The organism is Enterococcus sp. 9E7_DIV0242, from assembly GCF_002140975.2.
GTDB lineage: Bacteria > Bacillota > Bacilli > Lactobacillales > Enterococcaceae > Enterococcus_L > Enterococcus_L clewellii.
The window spans coordinates 2,118,747-2,138,085 of the sequence record NZ_CP147247.1 but is presented as its reverse complement, the minus strand read 5'-3'; the positions used below and the strand labels follow the sequence as shown (position 1 = coordinate 2,138,085).

Below are 19,339 nucleotides of genomic sequence, written 5' to 3'. Positions count from 1 at the left end.
ATTATTAGTAATTCACGTAAGATGTACAAGTATCTGAGTGACGATGAATGTACGAATTGAACAAAAATAGAACGAGTAAGAAAGTGGCTGGAAATGAATATACTAATTCTAAGTTGTGGAACAAGAAATAAATTAGTGCGTTATTTTAAAGAGGGATTTTCAGGAGTTGGTAAGATAATTGCTACAGATTCCAGTGAATTGGCGCCGGCATTATATGAAGCGGATAGTCACTATGTTGTACCAAAAATAACAGAAGGAAATTATATTAAAGAAATTCTATCTATTTGTAAAAAAGAATCAATAAGTCTTATCCTAACACTTATTGATCCTGAGATTAGTTTGATTTCAGAAAATAAACAGTTATTTGAAGCAATAGGGTGCAAAATTTTAATCTCTCCGAAAGAAGTTGTAGACAGATGTCTTGATAAACTGGCGATGTTCAACCATCTTGATAGTTTGGGTATAAGAACGCCAAGAACGTATGATTCATTTCAATCTGTTTCTAATGATCTGAAAAAAAATAAAGTGACTTTTCCACTGTTTGTCAAACCTAGGATGGGAAGTGCCAGTTTAGGTATATCCATTATTGAATCAGAAAAAGTGCTTGCTGATGTATTTACAGATAATAAAGAATTGACGATTGTACAGGAATTTATGGATGGAAATGAATATGGTGTAGATGCCTATATTGATCTTCTTTCAGGAGAACTGATTTCTCTTTTCATAAAGAAAAAAATTAAAATGCGTGCTGGTGAAACAGACAAGTCAGTTTCCATACGAAATGTTGAGTTGGAAAATTTTATAATCGATTTTATAGAAAAGAGCGATTATAAAGGTGTAATAGATATCGATGTATTCGAAAAAGATGGTTTTTATTATATTTCAGAAGTAAACCCTAGATTTGGTGGAGGTTACCCCCATGCCTATGAATGTGGTGTGAATTTTATTGAATACATAAAAATAAATCTTCAAGGGAACGTAAATACTGCAGAATTAGGAAACTATGAAGAGAATATATTTATGATGAAGTACAATGATGTAATAATAAAGAGGTTAGATAAATGAATATTCTATTTTTGACCTTGTCGAATATAAATTCTTTTGAGGATCAAGGGCTATATGTAGACCTTTTAAATAGTCTGCGAGAAAAAGGAAATAATATTTATGTTGTTTCGCCAATAGAGAAACGGAATAATGAAGCGGACAGGCTTATTACAGATGAAGATTCATATATCTTGAAACTTAAAGTTGGTAATATTACTAAAACTAATATGATTGAAAAAGGTATAAGTACGTTGTTGATTGAAAAACAATATATCAAAGGAGTAAAAAAATATTTTGCAGATGTTACCTTTGATTTAATTTTATATTCTACACCGCCTATTACGTTGGAAAAAGTAATTAGATACATTAAAAAAAGGGACAAGGCTAAAACGTATTTACTATTAAAAGATATTTTTCCTCAGAATGCTGTAGATTTGAAAATATTAGAACCTACAGGGTTAAAATCAATCATCTTAAGATACTTTTTCAGAAAAGAAAAACGGCTATATGAAATTTCAGATTATATTGGATGCATGACCAAAAATAATGTGAATTTCATTTTATCCAATAATGAGATTGATCCCCAAAAAGTAGAAATATGTGCAAATTCAATTTCTCCTTTTGAAATTCGTTCAGAGGAAAACAAAAAATCAGAAATTCGAAAAAAATATGGGATACCTGAAAACAGCGTAGTATTTATCTATGGAGGAAACCTAGGTAAACCTCAGGGAATAGAATATTTACTCTCTAATATAGCTGAATGCAATTTTAAAGAAGCATTTTTTGTTATTGTCGGATCAGGAACCGAGTACAATAATTTGAAAATCGGTATTGATGAGTTGGGATTAAGCAATACGTTGTTAATCAGTTCCCTACCTAAAGAAGAATATAATCAGTTAGTCTCAACGGTAGATGTCGGTATGATTTTTTTGAATCCAGATTTTACTATTCCAAATTTCCCTTCGCGTTTTCTTACATACCTTCAAGCTTCGTTGCCTGTTATAGCAGCGACTGATGACAATTGTGACCTTCAGTACCTATTGGAGGAGAATCAGTTGGGATTTTGGAGTAACACACGGGATTCTGAAAAGTTTAAAATAAATATAGAAAAATTGCTTGATCCTAAAGTTAGAAAAGAAAATTCATCATATTCTTACAGCTTTCTAAAAGAGAATTATGATGTAAGAATAGCATCAGAAATTATACTAAATCACTTTAATATGGAATAGAGAGGAAAAAATGAATGTTTAAGGATAAGGTTCTTTTAATCACTGGTGGGACAGGATCGTTTGGAAATGCAGTAATGGATCGATTTCTATATACAGACGTTAAAGAAATTCGTATATTTTCCCGTGATGAAAAAAAGCAAGATGATATGAGAAAAAAGTATGCCAACGATAAATTGAAGTTTTATATTGGAGACGTAAGGGACTACAATAGTGTGCAAAATGCAATGCATGGCGTGGATTACATTTTTCATGCAGCAGCATTAAAACAGGTTCCTTCCTGTGAATTTTTCCCAATGGAGGCTGTAAAAACAAATGTTATTGGGACTGAAAATGTACTGAATGCTGCGATACAAGAAAAGGTAAAAAAAGTAATTTGTTTATCAACTGATAAAGCAGCGTATCCAATCAATGCAATGGGGATTTCAAAAGCAATGATGGAAAAAGTTTTTGTTGCAAAAGCTAAAGCTGCTGAAGATACAGACACTGTTATTTGTGGAACACGCTATGGAAATGTGATGGCTTCTCGTGGTTCTGTTATTCCACTATTTATCGATCAAATCAAAAATGGTCAGGAGCTAACAATCACTGATCCGGAAATGACTCGTTTCTTGATGAGCTTGGAAGAAGCTGTAGAGCTTGTAGTATTTGCTTTCCAGAACGCTGTAGCAGGAGATATCATGGTCCAAAAATCACCAGCTTCAACAGTGGGGGATTTAGCTCAAGCAGTGAAAGAGTTATTTGCAGTAGAGACTCAGATAAAGATTATTGGCACCCGCCACGGAGAAAAACGCTACGAAACATTGCTGACAAAAGAAGAGTATTTAGTTTCAGAGGATATGAGTGACTTCTATCGCGTACCTGCGGATACTAGAGATTTGAATTACGACAAGTATTTTGTTGAAGGAAATCAAGAGCTTACAAATGAGGAAGAGTATAATTCTGATAATACGCAGAGATTAACCGTGGAACAAATCAAAGAGAAATTACTTGAATTGACTTATGTGCAAGAAGAGTTGAAAGCGTGGAATAGTTGATGAACATTCTTGTAACGGGAGCGAATGGGTTTCTAGGAAAAAATTTGATTGCGGAGCTTAGGAATCAGGAGTTTAATCAGATTCTGACATTTGATGTGGAGACACCGAAAGAGCTTCTTGAAGACTATTGTAAACAAGCGGATTTTGTCTTTCATTTAGCTGGAGTCAATCGTCCAGAAAAAACAGAAGAATTTATGGAAGGGAACTTTGGATTTACTTCGGAGTTGTTGGCACTATTAAAAAAGCATAGCAATCGTTGTCCTGTGATGATTTCTTCTTCCATACAGGCTGCTCTGGATAATCCTTATGGAAAGAGCAAACAGGCAGGAGAAGAACTGTTAGAAGCGTATGGAAAAGAAAATGGTGCTGACGTTTTCATTTATCGTTTTTCCAATTTGTATGGGAAATGGTCACGACCGAACTACAATACCGTTGTAGCGACTTTCTGTCACAAAATTGCTCGGAACGAAGAAGTTACAGTAAATGATCCGCAAGCTGAAATGGAGCTTTGCTATATTGATGATGTCGTGAAAGAGCTGATTCGCTGTCTTAAAGGAAGTCCAACAAGAGACGGACGATATTGTATAGTTCCTGAGATAGATTGGACAACTGTTGGTGAGCTGAAGCAGCTGATTGAGGGATTCAAAAATAGTCGAAAGACATTAGCTGTTCCAAAGCTTGATAGAAGATTAGAAAAAAATCTTTATAGTACGTATTTAAGCTTCTTGTCGGAAGATGATTTTTCGTATGATTTAACGATGAATATAGATAACCGTGGCTCATTTACTGAATTTCTTAAAACGAGCGACAGAGGGCAAGTGTCTGTGAATATTTCTAAGCCTGGTATTGTTAAAGGAAACCACTGGCATCATACAAAAAATGAAAAGTTCTTAGTTGTGAGTGGCAAAGGGGTCATTAGATTTAGAAAAATTGATACAGATGATGTGATTGAATATTTTGTCTCAGCGGAAAAACTGGAAGTCGTGGATATTCCTGTAGGCTATACACATAACATTGAGAATCTTGGGGAAACGGATATGGTTACTGTCATGTGGGTTAATGAAATCTTTGATCCAAATCATCCGGATACCTATTTTGTGGAGGTTTAATTGTGAAGAAATTGAAAGTAATGACTGTAGTAGGAACCAGACCTGAAATTATCAGACTTTCAGCAGTTATCAAGAAGTTGAACGCTTCTGAAGCGATTGAGCATATTTTGGTCCATACGGGGCAAAATTATGATTACGAGTTGAATGAAGTATTTTTTGAAGATTTCAATTTAAAGAAACCCGATTATTTTTTAAATGCAGCGACAGGTACAGCGGTTGAAACTGTAGGAAATATCTTTATCAAAATCGATCCTGTATTAGATGAAGTTCAACCGGATGCTTTTCTGGTTTTAGGCGATACAAACAGCTGTTTAGCTGCTATTGCTGCTAAAAGAAGACATATTCCAATTTTTCATATGGAAGCAGGTAATCGTTGTTTTGACCAAAGAGTACCAGAAGAAACAAATAGAAAAATCGTAGATCATACGGCTGACATCAATTTAACTTATAGTGATATAGCACGTGAGTATTTATTAAGAGAAGGACTGCCTGCAGATCGGATCATTAAGACCGGAAGTCCCATGTATGAAGTATTGAATTCTCGAAAAGATGAAATCGAGCAGTCAACGATATTGGAGCAGTTATCCCTGAAAAAAGGACAATATTTTGTTGTTTCCGCTCATAGAGAAGAAAATATCAGTTCAGAAGAGAACTTCATGGATTTGGTAAATAGCCTAAACAGTATTGCTGAGGTCTATGGATTGCCGATTATCATCAGTACTCATCCACGTACGATGAACATGATCGAGAAATTGGGCATCAAGTTCCATGAAATGATTCAAACAATGAAACCGATGGGCTTTATTGATTATAATAAATTACAGATAAATGCAAAGACAGTATTAAGTGATAGTGGAACAATCAGTGAAGAATCTTCTATTTTGAAATTTAGGGCATTGAACATACGTCAAGCGCATGAACGTCCAGAGGCAATGGAAGAGGCTAGCGTGATGATGGTAGGTCTTAAAAAGGATCGTATTATGGAAGGATTAGCTGTTTTAGAAACTCAGGAAGAAGATACATTGAGATATGTTTCTGACTACTCAATGCCAAATGTTTCTGAAAAAGTATTGAGAATTATTCTATCTTATACGGATTATGTAAATCGAGTGGTGTGGAGAAAATGAACTCACCAGAAACAAATATTCTAGTTATCAGTAATAATGCTTTCAGTGAAACAGGTAATAATGGGAAAACATTAGCAGCCGTATTTTCAGGGCTAAAGAACGTGAATGTTGCGCAGCTCTACTTTAAGAATGAACAGCCGAGTTCAAATGTTACTGAACTTTATTTTAGGGTGACAGATAAGGATATGTTGAATAGTTTTTTTTCTTTAAAAAAGAGAGCTGGAGATATCGTTAATACAGCAGCAGTTCGTAATAATGAAGTAGCTGCAGATAGTAATGACGTATCTGCTTCAATTTCCAGAAATCAATTAACCAGAATTTTTAGAGAGATTATTTGGAAGAAAAAAAGTTGGAAAAATGATAAATTATTTTCTTGGATTGATTCGTTCAATCCAAATATAATTTTCTTTTGTGCAGGAGATTCTGAATTTGCTTATGATATAGTAAAGGTAGTTCAAGAAAGATACAAAACCAGACTTTGTACGTATATCACAGATGATTATATTCTTCCAAGAGAAAATAAAAGTCTTCTATTTGAGTTACGAAGAAAAAGAATTAAGCGAGCGATGGGTAGAACTATCGAAAAAAGCGACCTTCTATTTGTTATTTCAGATAAAATGAACACAGTGTATGAAACTATATTTGGAAAGAAAAGTATTGTGCTAAAGAATATGTCAGAGTCATTATTAATTGAAGGCAATATGGAGCCTAAACAAACGAATAAAGAGTTTAGTTTTGTATATGCTGGTGGATTACATTTTAACAGAGATAAATCACTCATGGAACTCGCATCAGTATTGGACAAGTATAATACTGATGATAAAAACCAAAAGAAAGCCAAATTGCATCTATACACTAAGAACACTATAGATGAAAATGATTTCGCAAGATTGACTGGATTTGAATCTGTGGAATACCATGGATTTGTTTCCTCAGACGAGCTTAAGCTAGTGTTGAATCGTTGTGACGTTCCTGTACATGTTGAAGCATTTGATAAAGAAAGTGTTGAATCGACAAGGCTTTCTTTATCAACTAAAATACCGGAGTATATGTCTTTAAATAAGCCGATACTTGCAATTGGTCCGGCAGAACTTGCTTCAATAAGTTACTTAACTTCAATAGCCTGTTGTGTTACGGATATCGATGATTTAGAGAGTGAAGTTGGGTTATTGCTCAGTAATCAGGAAACTCGTGATAGATTTGCTAAAAAGTCTTTTTTGCAGTACAAAGAAGAGTATAATATAGAAAAGTTTGAGAAAAGAATGAGTGAGCTGTTTGGTTCACTATTATTGTAAAAAAAAACAGGGAGAAAAAAATGGACTGTTTGATTAGTGTAATAGTACCGATTTATAATGCTGAAACTACGTTAGAACGATGCATAGAGTCTATATTAGGACAATCTCATTCAAATCTTGAGGTTATATTAGTAAACGATGGTTCAAAAGATCGTTCGTTGGAAATCTGTAAAAAATATGAGCAGATGGATTCTAGAATTTTAGTAATTAACAAGAAAAATACAGGAGTTTCAGATAGTAGAAATCTAGGTATTGGGTCTGCTACAGGGGATTTTATCGGTTTTGTGGATAGCGATGATTTTATTCATAGCGAAATGTATAGTACCATGATTTCGAAAATTATAAAAGATAGTGCTCGAATTTGTACGTTGGCTAATTACACAATAAAGCCAAACAGCTTGTTTGAGGAGAAAAGTTCATTCTTTGATAAGAAAACAGCCCTAAAAAGTCTTTTTTTAATGCAATTTCCTACATCAGTATGGGCATATTTGTACGAAGCTAGTTTATTGAAGAATAATTTATTTAATAGAGACATACACTTCTTTGAAGATTTCGAAATAAACTATAGGATTATTAACTCTTGTGATAAAGTCTCCCTCTGCTATGAGCAACTATACTATTATGAAATCTCAGATGGCAGTATAAATAGAGCAAATCTGAATGAAAAAAGGATGAGTTGTCTAAAAATATATGACACTATCGATAAAGACATACAAAAAGAGTTTCCAAGCCTTATTTTTACTAGAAGTCATTTTATAGTTTCTATGATTTCTCCACTAGCTTCATATGGAGTAGATAATGGAGCATTAATTGTGAAACTAAAAGAAGAAGCTAGGAAAATTGTATTTTCTTCGGTAAACTCTTCTAATGTATCGATAAAGTATAAAATAGCAATAGTAGTAGCTGCTGTTAATCCAGCAATGTTTTTGACTCTTCGTTTCAAAAAAAGAAAGGGAAACTAACTGTATGTTTGGGAAAAATATAATTAGACTATTTTATATAATTTTCACATTTTATGCATTGTTTATTTTCTATATTACTAATCTCGCATTAACTCAAGTTTTACCAGCAATTCTCTTAATGTGGGGAATGTATGCATTTTTTTCATTAGGCAATCATTCAAAAGGGAAAGAGGTAATCAAAGAATATGGGATAGAGAATGAGTACATCACTGATAAAAAATTCAAGTTTCTATTTGTTGCAGTTAGTTCCCTCTTTTTTTCTTTTTTTGCTATAAGATTTTATACAGGACAAACACCTGTATCGGTAATCAGTAACTTAATGACTAACATATCTTTGTATTCTGAATATCAGGAGCATTTTAAAGTAAATAACATAGGTGCTTTCAGTATTGCTAAATTGCCTTTCATAATAATGATGGCTGCTGTGAAATTCTCAACCTTTTTTTGTTATTTGGAGTTGCGGCTTTCAAAAAGTAAAACCAGCTTGTTTCAATGGATATGTATGATTCTAATTATATTATCTTATGCATACATTGGAATTGGAAGAGGCACTAATTTTGAAATGTTTGAATTAGTTGTATTGTTTATTTCAGTTATGTTTTTAAAGACGGATAGAAGAAATATATTTAGATACATTTTACTATTTGGATTTATTATAATTGCAATTTCAATATTCAGTAATGTAATTTCTTTACGTGGCTCTAATTTTAGTTTTGTTTTAACAAGAGACATCATTTATATACCTGATGATTTTTTTTCTAAATATTTCCCAATTGTAATTTTTGGAGCATTAAATATTTTTAGTTATTTTGGATTTGGCTTTTTTTATGTTTCAACATTTATTGAAAAAGTATGGTTGTCTTCTTTTTCGAATATCTTTTCTAATATATTTCCATTTATGAATATTTTTTTTGGAAAGGGAAATATAGATCAAGAGATGTCTCAGATGATTGATATTGGTGCAAGGTGGCATCCGGATTCTGTCCTGTTTATTTATAAGTATGGATTGCTGATGCTATTATTTGTATGCTTCCTGTTTGGAGTATTGACAAAGGTGATACAGAATGAAAAGAAGAAAACAACCTTTGATTATTTGACAATTTTTTTTATGATCCTTCAAATGTTGTCATTTCCGATAGGGAATTTTATTGTTGCTTCAAGTTCATCAGAAATAGCAACGTTTATTCTAGCTTTGTATTGGATCAATAAACTATTTTTGAAGAAAAAAATTATCTTAATGAAGAGAATTGATTAGAAAATAGAGGTTATTCTAATTTCATCGTCCAAATGAAACAACGGACTTAAAATTGAAAAAGGAGAATTTTATGAAAATCTGTATATCAACAATTACCGATTATAATAATTATGGGAATAGACTTCAAAATTATGCGTTGCAAAAAGCTTTAGAGTCTTTAGGTTTTGAAGTAGAATCGTTAAAAAATTTTTCTTTAGTTGATAATCGTAATTTTATACGCAAGACTATGGATCTATTGCAAAGCGGAAAAATGTTAGATAGAGTGCTGCCAAAAAGAAAGTTGAAATTACCTGAAGAAGTTGTTTCAATACGTAAGCAAAATTTTGCTGATTTTACAAATGATTTTATTAATGAAACTAGCTTTAAAGTTGATCAAACTACTACTAATTTTGATTTTGAGAAAAATTATGATTATTTTATTGTTGGGAGTGACCAGGTTTGGAATCCACAGTTTCAGCGCTTTTCAAAGCTAGATTTTGTTCCGTATGCTGAGAAAAAAAAGCGAATATCTTATGCAGCAAGTTTTGGTGTGAGTTCAATTTCTGATGTTGAAAAGGATATGTACATTCAAGGATTAAATGGAATGGAAGAGATATCTGTCAGAGAAGAGAACGGAGCTTCAATAGTGAAGTCATTAACTGGTAAAGAGGTTCCTGTCGTCCTAGATCCGACTTTCTTGTTAAAGAAGGAAGAATGGGGTGGGTTGATTGATGATTATGAATCTGATAAAAAATTTCTGCTGACTTACTTTTTAGGAAGACCTTCTGAAATAGAGAGGAAGTATATAAATGACTATGCTGAAGTAAATAATTTGTCGGTTAAGCACTTAAATAATTCTGGTGATTTAGACACGTGGACAAGTGGACCAAAGGAATTTATTCAACTTTTTTCTCAAGCAACCACGATATTTACAGATTCATTTCATGCGTGTGCATTTTCACTGATTTTTGAGAAACCATTTATTGTTTTCGACAGACATGATCACTTGAATTCAATGAATTCACGCATTGATACCTTATTAAAAACCTTCAATCTCAACGACCGAAAATTTGATGCAAATAATCTAGAATTTGACATAATTAAGGATTATGATAATATGAGGCTTATTTTAGAACATGAACGAGAGAAATCTTTCTCATTTTTAAAAAAAGCTTTGAATATAAATTGAAATTTATAGTTAGGAATTGATTCTATGACTCAAAGAAAAATTGGGATAATGCTATCGTACAGTAATTTAATAGCAAAAAATTTAGTCATGTTTTTGTATACGCCGTTATTACTTCGGCTTTTAGGTCAGTCTGAGTACGGCATTTATCAGATGGTAAACTCTGTGATGACATCTTTATCACTATTCAGTCTGGGATTCGGGAGTTCTTATATACGCTTTTTTACTAGAAGTAAATTAAAAGGTGATAAAGATCAAGTTGAAAAAGTTAATGGAATGTATCTTTTGGTTTTTCTTTTTATGGGATTTTTGGCTGTACTTGGTGGAGTTATTTTGATTTTAAATGTTAATAATTTATACGGAAAAACGTTAACCTCTACTGAACTAAATACTGCCAAATACTTAATGATTCTAATGGTCATTAATATTGGATTAACGTTCCCTAATTCTGTTTTTGATTGTAATATAATGGCGTCCGAGCAATTCAAATTTCAATATTCTAGACAGTTGTTTCAAACAATAGTTGCACCTGTGCTAACAATACCGTTGTTACTCTTTGGTTTCAAGTCGTTGGCAATAGTTTTTATTCAGACTGCCTTAACGTTATTATTCCTCTTTTTAAATGCCAGATTTGCCATTTCAAAATTGGGGATGAAGTTCCAATTTAAAAATTTAGATTTTTCTTTATTAAAGGAAGTAAGTATTTTTTCTTTTTACATATTTTTAAATCAAATAGTAGATCAAGTTAATTGGAATGTTCCAAATTTCCTTTTGGGGATTTTTGCAGGTGCTAAATCAGTTGCAATTTTTGCAGTAGCAAATCAGATTAAGATGATTTTCATGTCGATGTCTACTTCATTCTCAAGTGTTTTTATACCCCAGATAAATAGAATAGCTAGTGAAGAGAGTGTTGATAATAACAAACAGCTGACTACTGTAATGACAAAAGTAGGTCGATTTCAAGCCATAATTCTACTATACATTCTTGGTGGATTCATTTTATTAGGTAAATTTTTTATAGAGGTATGGGCTGGGAAAGGATACGCTGAAGCTTACTATATTTCTTTACTAATTATTCTTCCTTTGTTTGTACCTCTTATTCAAAATGTTGGCATTGATATTCAAAGAGCTAAGAATATGCATCGGTTTAGGTCGATTCTTTATACTGCATTTGCAGTGTTAAATGTTATCATTACAATTACTACGATAAATCTATGGGGCACAGTAGGGGCCACATTTGGTACACTCACTACAATGATCCTTTGTAATGGTCTAATCATGAATTGGTACTATCAAAAGAAAGTACGTTTGAATATGGTCTTCTTTTGGAAATCAATTCTCCCATTGTTTCTCCCATTTTTATTTTCAACGGTACTAATGAGCATTCTAAAAATATTTATTTCTGTAAACTCACTACTTAATTTTTGTATTTACGGTATTGTATACTCATTACTATTTTTTTCTATCTATTATTTTTTCAGTATGAATAATACTGAAAAGGATTTGGTACAAGCCACACTAGAGCGGATGAAAGGCAGAAAATAGTTTGGCTAATAAATATGTTTAAGAATTCAAGAAGCTAAATCCATGAGTTCTTAAACAGCTAGAAGTAATAAACTGGAAAACAATTTGAATAAGGAGATTAAGATGAATCCAAAAAAGATATTATTAAGAGTTTTAAATAGGAAACAACTTGATTATATAAGAGAAAAGCAGATGAACCGTCAGTTGAGCAAATATTATAGAGCAGATAAAAAACGATTTAAGGAACATTTCTCTTCTCTAAAAATTGATAAATTATCAAAAGAGAAATTGGATGCCAGAGTTATTTTTTTTACTCATTCGTTAGAAAAGGGTTTGAGCCATCAAAATTTTAGAAAAGGATTTGGAATTACTGCACTAACGGAACTTTCTAAAGTGCTATTCATTTATAAAGAAAAGGGCTTGGATTTAAGTAGTCCCATTATAGTGAATGCTTTTTCCACATTGAATGAGTATAAAACTGTGCATACTAAAATGGAGTATCCACTAGACTACTTTAATGAGCTATTTGTGGATTTTGTAGATGAAATTAATGAATGCAAATCGAAAATTGGTGGCACTAAAATCATTAATTTAGAAGAAAAAGAGATGAACGAGCGAAAGAATTTTGCAGATCTTTCATTTGGAAGGTTTACAATAAGAAATTTTTCAGATAAAAACGATATCGATGTAGCTGATTTAGATGAGGCTGTTTCAATTGCTATGAAAACTCCTTCTGTATGTAATCGACAACCGAGTAGGATTTACCTTGTTAAAAATAGAGATCTTATTAAAAAAGTTTTAGATATTCAAGGTGGTTTTAAAGGATATGAATTGCCCCCATATCTATTCTTAATCACCGCATCTTTGAATTCATTTATTAGTCCTAACGAGAGAAATGAGGGGTATATAGATGGTGGCTTGTTTTCTATGTCATTACTCTATGCTTTAGAATATAAAAAGATTGCTGCTTGTGCGCTCAACGCTATGTTTTCGGAAAAACAAGAAGCTACTATTAGAGGGCTGTTAGGCGTGAAAGAAAGTGAAATTTTTATCATGTTCATAGCGGCAGGAAATTTCCTTGAAGAAAATCTTGTAGCCAAGTCCTATAGAATAGGTAGCAAACAGATTACTCAAGTAATTGAATGAAGTAAACAAACATATCAAAAAAGTTTATTAACCAATATGAAAATTATTATTTGATTTAATCACATTTTTATAGTTATAGTAAAGATGATTGATTTAGTAACACTCCATCAGTTTATTTAAGTTAAAAGTGTTATGTGATTTTTCTCTAATAAAAAATAGTAAATATCACTGTTGATTTTCATATTAGTGACCAAATATTCAGTTGTGAGCTCATAAATTAGTTTAGGGACTTACTTTATTTTACAATTGTGTTAAGAAATGATGCCAATTTTTCAAATTTATTGCTACTGTAGTAGAATTGTGAGAAAATAGTTAGGTATAACGATTCTTGCGTAAATGAGGAAGTGTCTTATGAACCTATGGAAAAAGCTGGTACTCTCTTTTCTTGGACTGGTCTTTGTGCTGGTTGCCGGAATATGTGCCTATGGACTTAGAATATACTCTGATGCCAGTGATACAATAACCGATGTATATGAATCAATTGAACGGGTTTCTTCTAAAAGAGAAACAGCTGTAAATATTGATGCCCAAGAACCATTTTCTGTTTTATTGATGGGAATTGATAATGGTGATTTGGGTAGAGATGAAGAAGATGGTGGACGCTCTGATACTGTAATGGTTGTAACTATTAATCCAAAAGAAAATAAATCGACGATGCTTAGTCTAAGTCGAGATACATTGACCGAGCTTGTCGGTAATGACACTGAGGATAAGTTAAACCATGCATATGCATACGGCGGAGCCAAAATGACTATTGATACAGTAGATAACTTGTTGGATATTCCAATAGATAATTATGTTTCTATTAACATGAGAGGCCTGAAGGACTTGATCGATGCTGTTGGTGGTATTGATGTGGATAATCCATATGAGACCGAGCTTGATGGTATTGAGTTGAAAAAAGGTCCTATGACGCTGACAGGTGAAACCGGCTTGGCTTATGCCCGTTACCGTTACGATGATCCAGAAGGGGATATCGGTCGGCAAAAGCGCCAAAGAGAAGTTGTAGAAAAAATTGTTCGTAAAGTATTAAGTCTTAATGGTGTTACACAGTACAAGAGCATTCTTAATGCTGTGAAGGATAACGTAAAGACAGATTTGACTTGGGACGATATGATTGATATTCAAAAAAAATACTCTTCTGCGTTTCAAAATATTGAATCATTGCAACTGGAAACCTCTGACGCAATGATCAGTGGAACATCTTATCAAATTCTAAATGCAGAAAATTTATTTGATGTTCAGACGAAATTGCGGGCGCAGTTAGGTTTAGAAAAAAATGATGCGATGTTAGCTGAGATTACCAATCGTTTAGCTCCTTATGCTTCTTATACGGGGGAAAGCTCGACTTACTCAGGAGATAGCACGTATTATGACCCTAACGCATACACCAATACAGAAAGCTATGATCAAACATATAATGAACCGACGTATGTTGATCCGGCACCAGTGAGTAACTATGGGAATGATGCTGGTGTTGTAACTGATGAACCTGAAGCTGGCGGCTCTGTAACCGACGGCTTACAAGATGCATCCTAACAATTGAATTATCAAGAACAGAAGCTATTGAAAAATGGTTTCTGTTTTTTTGCTTAAAAGGAAATGGTGAAGAGAATAGCGGGATATAACCCGCAACTAACCATGAAGTACCTAGATAAACCTAGGTTGGAAAAATTTCTGTTTATTTTATATTCTTTTAGGTAGAAATGAAAAAAGAAAAGTGGTACAATTGGACTATACCAAAACTCGCGGAATACAAAGGAGAAAAAACAGATGAAAATCATTCGTGTAGCAAATGCAGAAGAAGGCGGAAAGAAAGCTTTTGAACTAATCAAAGAAGGTATGGCAGCAGGCGCTAAAGTTTTAGGGCTTGCAACAGGAAGTACGCCGGAAACATTATACAAAGAAATGGTAGAAAGTGATTTGGATTTTTCTAACATGGTATCGATCAATCTTGATGAATATGTTGGTTTAGGTGGAAACGATGAACAGAGCTACCGTCATTTTATGAATGAGAAGCTATTCAATAAGAAACCATTTAAAGACACATACGTGCCTAATGGAAAAGCAGAAGATTTGACTGCTGAATGCAAACGTTATGAAGAAATTATCGATAGCCATACAGTAGACATTCAAATTTTGGGCATCGGCCAAAATGGACATATTGGTTTTAATGAACCAGGAACACCATTAGATAGTTTGACACATGTCGTTGAGCTGACAGAATCAACCATCAATGCTAACAAGCGCTACTTTGAAAAAGTAGAGGATGTACCAACAACAGCTGTTTCGATGGGGATCGGTTCTATTCTAAAAGGAAAGAAAATGATCTTGATGGCTTACGGAGAAGCAAAAGCTGATGCAGTCAAAGGAATGGTTGATGGACCTGTCACGATCGATATGCCTGCAAGTGCATTACAGAACCATGATGATGTTATTGTTATCATCGACGAAGCAGCAGCTTCAAAATTATAATATACAAATAATCCGAAAATAAAGAACAAGAAACTGTATATCGTTTCTTGTTTTTTTATTTTCGAATTTATATATTTTGGATTGTTTTTAAAGCGCATATAATGTTTGGTAAACTCTTTTTTTAAGGGTTTTTTTATATCGAAAGCAAAAGTTTTATTATCATGGAACCTATTAACGCTTTATATTATTTGTTATATAATGGTTGTATATTAGGAAAAAGGAGTGGAAATATGAAAAAGAAAAGAAAAGGTTTGTATGTTGGATTATTAAGTGTTGCTGTTCTTTCGACAGCGTTTCTTTGTCCAAAAGAAGTGAAGGCTGCCCCTTCTGTAGCGGAAGAACAAGTATTACAGCAACCAAATGGAACAGAAATCAAAGGAACACAATACGGAGACGAGTTCTTCAATTATGTGGCTGGAGAAGATGGCAGTGTCTATGAGAGAAAAGATGATAATTATTGGTATTACAAAGTTGAGGACACTAATGCTAGAAGTGTAGGAGCAAAAGTTGGTATTGATCCAAAACCAGCAAACGTTGTTCAAAAGGGTGAGTTGTTGAAAGAAGATACTGGTGAGGTAAGGCGTCAGACTTTTAATCGACAGCTGAAAAATCAACAAACTAGTAAATGGAATCAACAACAAAATCTACTAGTAGTAAGAGTCGAGTTTTCTGATGTAAAACTTTCTAGTTCGGAAGAAGAATGGCAGAAAAAAATTTTTTCAGAAGAAGGAAGTACATTGAAGAGTTTCTATACAGAACAGACCAATGGCCGAATTGACATACAACCTGTTAAAGATACAGACACTGTAAAGAATGGAATTCTAACTGTTAGCTTGGAACAAGAACACCCAGATACACGCGAAGGGTTTGGTTTTAATACAGGAGTATTTACTGGTGAAGTTCTAAAAAAAATCAAAGATCAGATTGATTTCTCAATGTATGATACAGATAATGATAAAATTATCGATTCAAACGAGCTCCATGTTATGTTTATTGTTGCTGGATATGAACGGAGTGATGGAGACTATGGAAAAGGGGTATGGGCGCATAAAGGATGGGTTAATCGAGATATATCAATTGACGGTTTAAAAGTACAAGAATTTACCATATTTGGCGAAAAAATGGGATTTCGGGGTAAGACGTCCACCATTGGTGTTATTTGCCATGAGTTTGGCCATGATTTAGGGCTACCGGATTTATATAATTTAGACAGCACTAATGGCTCAGGGATAGGAATAACTAGTGTGATGAGCTATGGGTGTTCTGGAGCTATCAGTAAGCATAATGGATTATATTGGGAAGTAGAGGAGTCTGGTACTACTCCTGTAGGACTGGACGCGTATTCTAAGATTCAATTGGGTGCATCTTTTGAAGAATTAGATGCAAATAAGGTTTATGAAAAACAGTTGAAGGCTCTTTCTAAAGACACAGAACCAACTATTTTTAAAATTCAAACTCAGAATCCGAATGAGTATTTTTTAATAGAAAATAGGCAAGTAACTGGTTTTGATAGGGGCTTAACTAGGTATGTAGAAAATATGCCTGGTGGAATTACTATTTATCTTGTAAATACTGATTATGATAATAATTATCATAATGACATGCAGTTAGTAACTTCTCTTGAAGCTGACGAAGGCTTGATTGGCTATTCTCGCTATAGAAACAATGAATTGTTTCATAGTAATCCATTCTTCTATAAAGGTGAAACAGAAAAAGGAAACCAACAGCAACCAAATCAGGTAACCAAGATTACTTCCCCATCAACTAAGTTAGCTGATGGTAGCTATTTTGATACAGAAATGACGGTACTGTCTGATAACTCAAATGAAATGACTGTTAGGATTGGCTTACCGATAGAACTTAAAGAAATCAATGTGGATTTTGCTGAGTTAACTCTTGAAATAGGAGAATCTAAGCAACTCCAAGCAACATTAGTACCGGAAAATGCAACAGACAAACAGTTAACTTGGTTAAGCTCTGATGAAGCAATTGCTTCTGTTGATGAAACAGGAAAGATTACAGCAAAGGATGGCGGAAAAACTAAAGTAACAGCAAAAAATCAAAGTGGTTCTGTATCTGCGACCTGTGAAGTTACTGTAAAGGAAAAAGCGATTGCTGTTGAAGATATCGTCATAAATAGAAATTTGAGTCTAATGGTTGGGGAAGAGAAGAAAGCGGATTTCAGCTTAGTTCCTGAAAACGCAAGTACAAAGTTTTTAGAATTTGAAATAGAAGATACATCCGTTGCTATTGTTGATGAGTCAGGCATTGTAACAGGTAAAAAGAACGGTCAAACAAAACTGACTATTTCGACAAAAGATCAGTTAAAGAAAAAAGAACTATGTGTATTAGTAGGTGATGACTATCCAAACGTAAAGGATAGTGCTGAAAAAATTGATAGTAATAAGGAATATGAAGGAATCGTGAATTACTATAACGACGAAGACTGGTTTGAAGTAGAGCGACCGGCGGATGGTTCGGATTTGATGATCAAAGTGGGCAGAAAAGGCTATAATAACTTGCCAACAGTTGTCAAAGAGTACCAAGATATGTCTGGTGTGTGGCGAGTGTTTCCTAACTATCAAACCGCGCCGTATGCCAGTGATGAAAACAATGATTTCTTTATCACCCTGTTGTCCTCTATCGAGTATCAAAAGATTCGTTTTAATGTGAAATATACTTCTAGTTTAGAACCAATGCAGGAGTATACAGTCACAGTCATGACATATGATCAGTCAAAAATAACCAAGCCAACAACTGGACAAACAGTTTATGAAGTAGCTGTGGGTGAAACGATTCAGCTGGACATCGAAAACACCAATGGATTTATGAAAAAGGTAGAAACTTCACAGGGGAGCAGTGGAAAGAATAGTTTGTTTGAATTTACTGAGGATTTTAAGGTAACGGGTATAAAACCAGGAAAATACTAATGGACCTTCTATGATCCAATTTTTCAAAAGGAACGAATAACTGTTACCGTGATTGTAACGGAGTAAAACCTAATCAAGTACAAATTTTTTATACAGAAATACCAGAAGCAAATTGAGTCAGTTGTTTCTGGTATTTTTTTATTCATTCTTTGTTTTTTTATCGACAATGAACTTACATATATATTTGAAATTTTAATAATATAAAAAGCGCTATTTTAAATCTTATTCAGGTTTCATTTGATCTGAAATATTTATCTTTTCGATAAAATAAATGTAATTTTATAAAAAGGAGTGGGAATATTATGAAAAAGAGTAAAATACAAACATCCTCTTAACTTAAGTATGATGGCTGATTTTATGAGAAATCGACTGTTATACTACTTTGTTGTAACTAAAATAGAAGAGGAATGAATGTATAAGATGAAACAGCGATGTACATGGCAAGCGGTGTTGTTCAAGGGAAGTTCCTTATGGGACAAAAAGTAGAAGTAGCATTCATGAACGAGCAATATGAAAATAATAAACAGGCTGTATTTGGCTGGGATCAACGAACGGCGACATCCGGTGTTTCATGGAATACCTCAAAAGCGTATTATCAAGAAGGGGAATATATCTATATCAATGTTTATACAATCAATATTACCGATGGCAATGCACAATTCCATTTCTCTTTGAAGAAGGATGTGACAAACCCACAGCCGATCTACACAAAAGCTGTAACAATCAGTAATAAGCAAAATATTACATTGAAACCAGCGGATGCAAAGACTTTTACGTATGCGGTAGATACCTATTGCACCAAGAAAATAGAATTGATCTCCGATGATCCAACTGTAGCAGAAGTAGTTGCAGATGGAGCGAAGCAGTTCAAAATTATTGCAAAAGGACCAGGGAAAACAACCATTCGAGTGAAGGATGTCAGTGGCAGTAACTTGGAAGATTCGTTAGAAGTGACTGTTAATCCGTAGATAGAATTGAAAAATCGAGATAGCAAGCTTGAAAAATAGTAGTAAGATGCAAATAGAAAACGTAAAGAGCAGATGC

15 protein-coding genes are annotated in these 19,339 nt (G+C 33.4%); all 15 read left to right on the top strand.

Going from position 1 to position 19,339, the window contains the following annotated elements:
* Positions 1-93: 93 nt before the first annotated feature.
* The 15 genes from A5888_RS10200 (at position 94) to A5888_RS10130 (ending at position 19,263) form a co-directional block, all read left to right on the top strand.
* Positions 94-1,065, top strand: coding sequence for an ATP-grasp domain-containing protein (locus A5888_RS10200; RefSeq protein WP_339102060.1), 972 nt, complete (start codon positions 94-96; stop codon positions 1,063-1,065).
* Positions 1,062-2,273, top strand: a complete 1,212-nt coding sequence (locus A5888_RS10195; RefSeq protein WP_339102059.1) for a glycosyltransferase family 4 protein — start codon at positions 1,062-1,064, stop codon at positions 2,271-2,273. Before A5888_RS10200 ends, A5888_RS10195 begins: the two co-directional genes overlap by 4 nt.
* Positions 2,274-2,287: 14 nt before the next feature.
* Complete coding sequence (locus A5888_RS10190) at positions 2,288-3,307, top strand: polysaccharide biosynthesis protein (protein WP_086349813.1); 1,020 nt, start codon at positions 2,288-2,290, stop codon at positions 3,305-3,307.
* Positions 3,307-4,416 carry a capsular polysaccharide biosynthesis protein CapF gene (locus tag A5888_RS10185; protein WP_086349814.1) on the top strand — a complete coding sequence of 370 codons (1,110 nt, stop codon included), beginning with the start codon at positions 3,307-3,309 and terminating at the stop codon, positions 4,414-4,416. The genes A5888_RS10190 and A5888_RS10185 overlap by 1 nt, the downstream gene beginning before the upstream one ends.
* Positions 4,417-4,418: 2 nt before the next feature.
* A complete protein-coding gene (gene wecB, locus A5888_RS10180) occupies positions 4,419-5,543 on the top strand; it encodes a non-hydrolyzing UDP-N-acetylglucosamine 2-epimerase (protein WP_086349815.1) in 1,125 nt (374 codons plus the stop codon).
* Positions 5,540-6,838 carry a hypothetical protein gene (locus A5888_RS10175; RefSeq protein WP_086349816.1) on the top strand — a complete coding sequence of 433 codons (1,299 nt, stop codon included), beginning with the start codon at positions 5,540-5,542 and terminating at the stop codon, positions 6,836-6,838. The genes wecB and A5888_RS10175 overlap by 4 nt, the downstream gene beginning before the upstream one ends.
* Before the next feature lie 20 nt (positions 6,839-6,858).
* Positions 6,859-7,800 (top strand): glycosyltransferase family 2 protein, encoded by a 942-nt coding sequence (locus A5888_RS10170; RefSeq protein WP_339102058.1) that lies wholly within the window; start codon positions 6,859-6,861, stop codon positions 7,798-7,800.
* A 4-nt stretch (positions 7,801-7,804) separates the two neighbouring features.
* The gene (locus A5888_RS10165) at positions 7,805-9,055 is read left to right on the top strand and encodes a hypothetical protein (protein ID WP_339102057.1); all 1,251 of its coding nucleotides are present in this window, start codon (positions 7,805-7,807) and stop codon (positions 9,053-9,055) included.
* Positions 9,056-9,125: 70 nt separating this feature from the next.
* Positions 9,126-10,223: a polysaccharide pyruvyl transferase family protein gene (locus tag A5888_RS10160; RefSeq protein ID WP_339102056.1), complete on the top strand. Its 1,098-nt coding sequence runs from the start codon at positions 9,126-9,128 to the stop codon at positions 10,221-10,223.
* A gap of 24 nt (positions 10,224-10,247) precedes the next feature.
* Positions 10,248-11,765 carry a lipopolysaccharide biosynthesis protein gene (locus A5888_RS10155; RefSeq protein ID WP_339102055.1) on the top strand — a complete coding sequence of 506 codons (1,518 nt, stop codon included), beginning with the start codon at positions 10,248-10,250 and terminating at the stop codon, positions 11,763-11,765.
* A 102-nt stretch (positions 11,766-11,867) separates the two neighbouring features.
* Positions 11,868-12,890 (top strand): nitroreductase family protein, encoded by a 1,023-nt coding sequence (locus A5888_RS10150; protein WP_339102054.1) that lies wholly within the window; start codon positions 11,868-11,870, stop codon positions 12,888-12,890.
* Positions 12,891-13,241: 351 nt separating this feature from the next.
* Positions 13,242-14,429 (top strand): LCP family protein, encoded by a 1,188-nt coding sequence (locus tag A5888_RS10145; RefSeq protein ID WP_086349819.1) that lies wholly within the window; start codon positions 13,242-13,244, stop codon positions 14,427-14,429.
* A gap of 234 nt (positions 14,430-14,663) precedes the next feature.
* The gene (gene nagB, locus A5888_RS10140) at positions 14,664-15,365 is read left to right on the top strand and encodes a glucosamine-6-phosphate deaminase (protein ID WP_086349820.1); all 702 of its coding nucleotides are present in this window, start codon (positions 14,664-14,666) and stop codon (positions 15,363-15,365) included.
* A 230-nt stretch (positions 15,366-15,595) separates the two neighbouring features.
* Positions 15,596-18,295 (top strand): M6 family metalloprotease domain-containing protein, encoded by a 2,700-nt coding sequence (locus A5888_RS10135; protein WP_339102053.1) that lies wholly within the window; start codon positions 15,596-15,598, stop codon positions 18,293-18,295.
* A gap of 470 nt (positions 18,296-18,765) precedes the next feature.
* Complete coding sequence (locus tag A5888_RS10130; RefSeq protein ID WP_170924815.1) at positions 18,766-19,263, top strand: pilus assembly protein N-terminal domain-containing protein; 498 nt, start codon at positions 18,766-18,768, stop codon at positions 19,261-19,263.
* The last annotated feature ends 76 nt before the right edge of the window (positions 19,264-19,339 follow it).

What these genes read in the sequence shown, in the direction of transcription:
- A5888_RS10200 (WP_339102060.1), top strand. Translation starts at nt 94, where the DNA reads ATGAATATACTAATTCTAAGTTGTGGAACAAGAAATAAATTAGTGCGT.
- A5888_RS10195 (WP_339102059.1), top strand. Translation starts at nt 1,062, where the DNA reads ATGAATATTCTATTTTTGACCTTGTCGAATATAAATTCTTTTGAGGAT.
- A5888_RS10190 (WP_086349813.1), top strand. Translation starts at nt 2,288, where the DNA reads ATGTTTAAGGATAAGGTTCTTTTAATCACTGGTGGGACAGGATCGTTT.
- A5888_RS10185 (WP_086349814.1), top strand. Translation starts at nt 3,307, where the DNA reads ATGAACATTCTTGTAACGGGAGCGAATGGGTTTCTAGGAAAAAATTTG.
- A5888_RS10175 (WP_086349816.1), top strand. Translation starts at nt 5,540, where the DNA reads ATGAACTCACCAGAAACAAATATTCTAGTTATCAGTAATAATGCTTTC.
- A5888_RS10170 (WP_339102058.1), top strand. Translation starts at nt 6,859, where the DNA reads ATGGACTGTTTGATTAGTGTAATAGTACCGATTTATAATGCTGAAACT.
- A5888_RS10165 (WP_339102057.1), top strand. Translation starts at nt 7,805, where the DNA reads ATGTTTGGGAAAAATATAATTAGACTATTTTATATAATTTTCACATTT.
- A5888_RS10160 (WP_339102056.1), top strand. Translation starts at nt 9,126, where the DNA reads ATGAAAATCTGTATATCAACAATTACCGATTATAATAATTATGGGAAT.
- A5888_RS10155 (WP_339102055.1), top strand. Translation starts at nt 10,248, where the DNA reads ATGACTCAAAGAAAAATTGGGATAATGCTATCGTACAGTAATTTAATA.
- A5888_RS10150 (WP_339102054.1), top strand. Translation starts at nt 11,868, where the DNA reads ATGAATCCAAAAAAGATATTATTAAGAGTTTTAAATAGGAAACAACTT.
- A5888_RS10145 (WP_086349819.1), top strand. Translation starts at nt 13,242, where the DNA reads ATGAACCTATGGAAAAAGCTGGTACTCTCTTTTCTTGGACTGGTCTTT.
- nagB (WP_086349820.1), top strand. Translation starts at nt 14,664, where the DNA reads ATGAAAATCATTCGTGTAGCAAATGCAGAAGAAGGCGGAAAGAAAGCT.
- A5888_RS10135 (WP_339102053.1), top strand. Translation starts at nt 15,596, where the DNA reads ATGAAAAAGAAAAGAAAAGGTTTGTATGTTGGATTATTAAGTGTTGCT.
- A5888_RS10130 (WP_170924815.1), top strand. Translation starts at nt 18,766, where the DNA reads ATGGGACAAAAAGTAGAAGTAGCATTCATGAACGAGCAATATGAAAAT.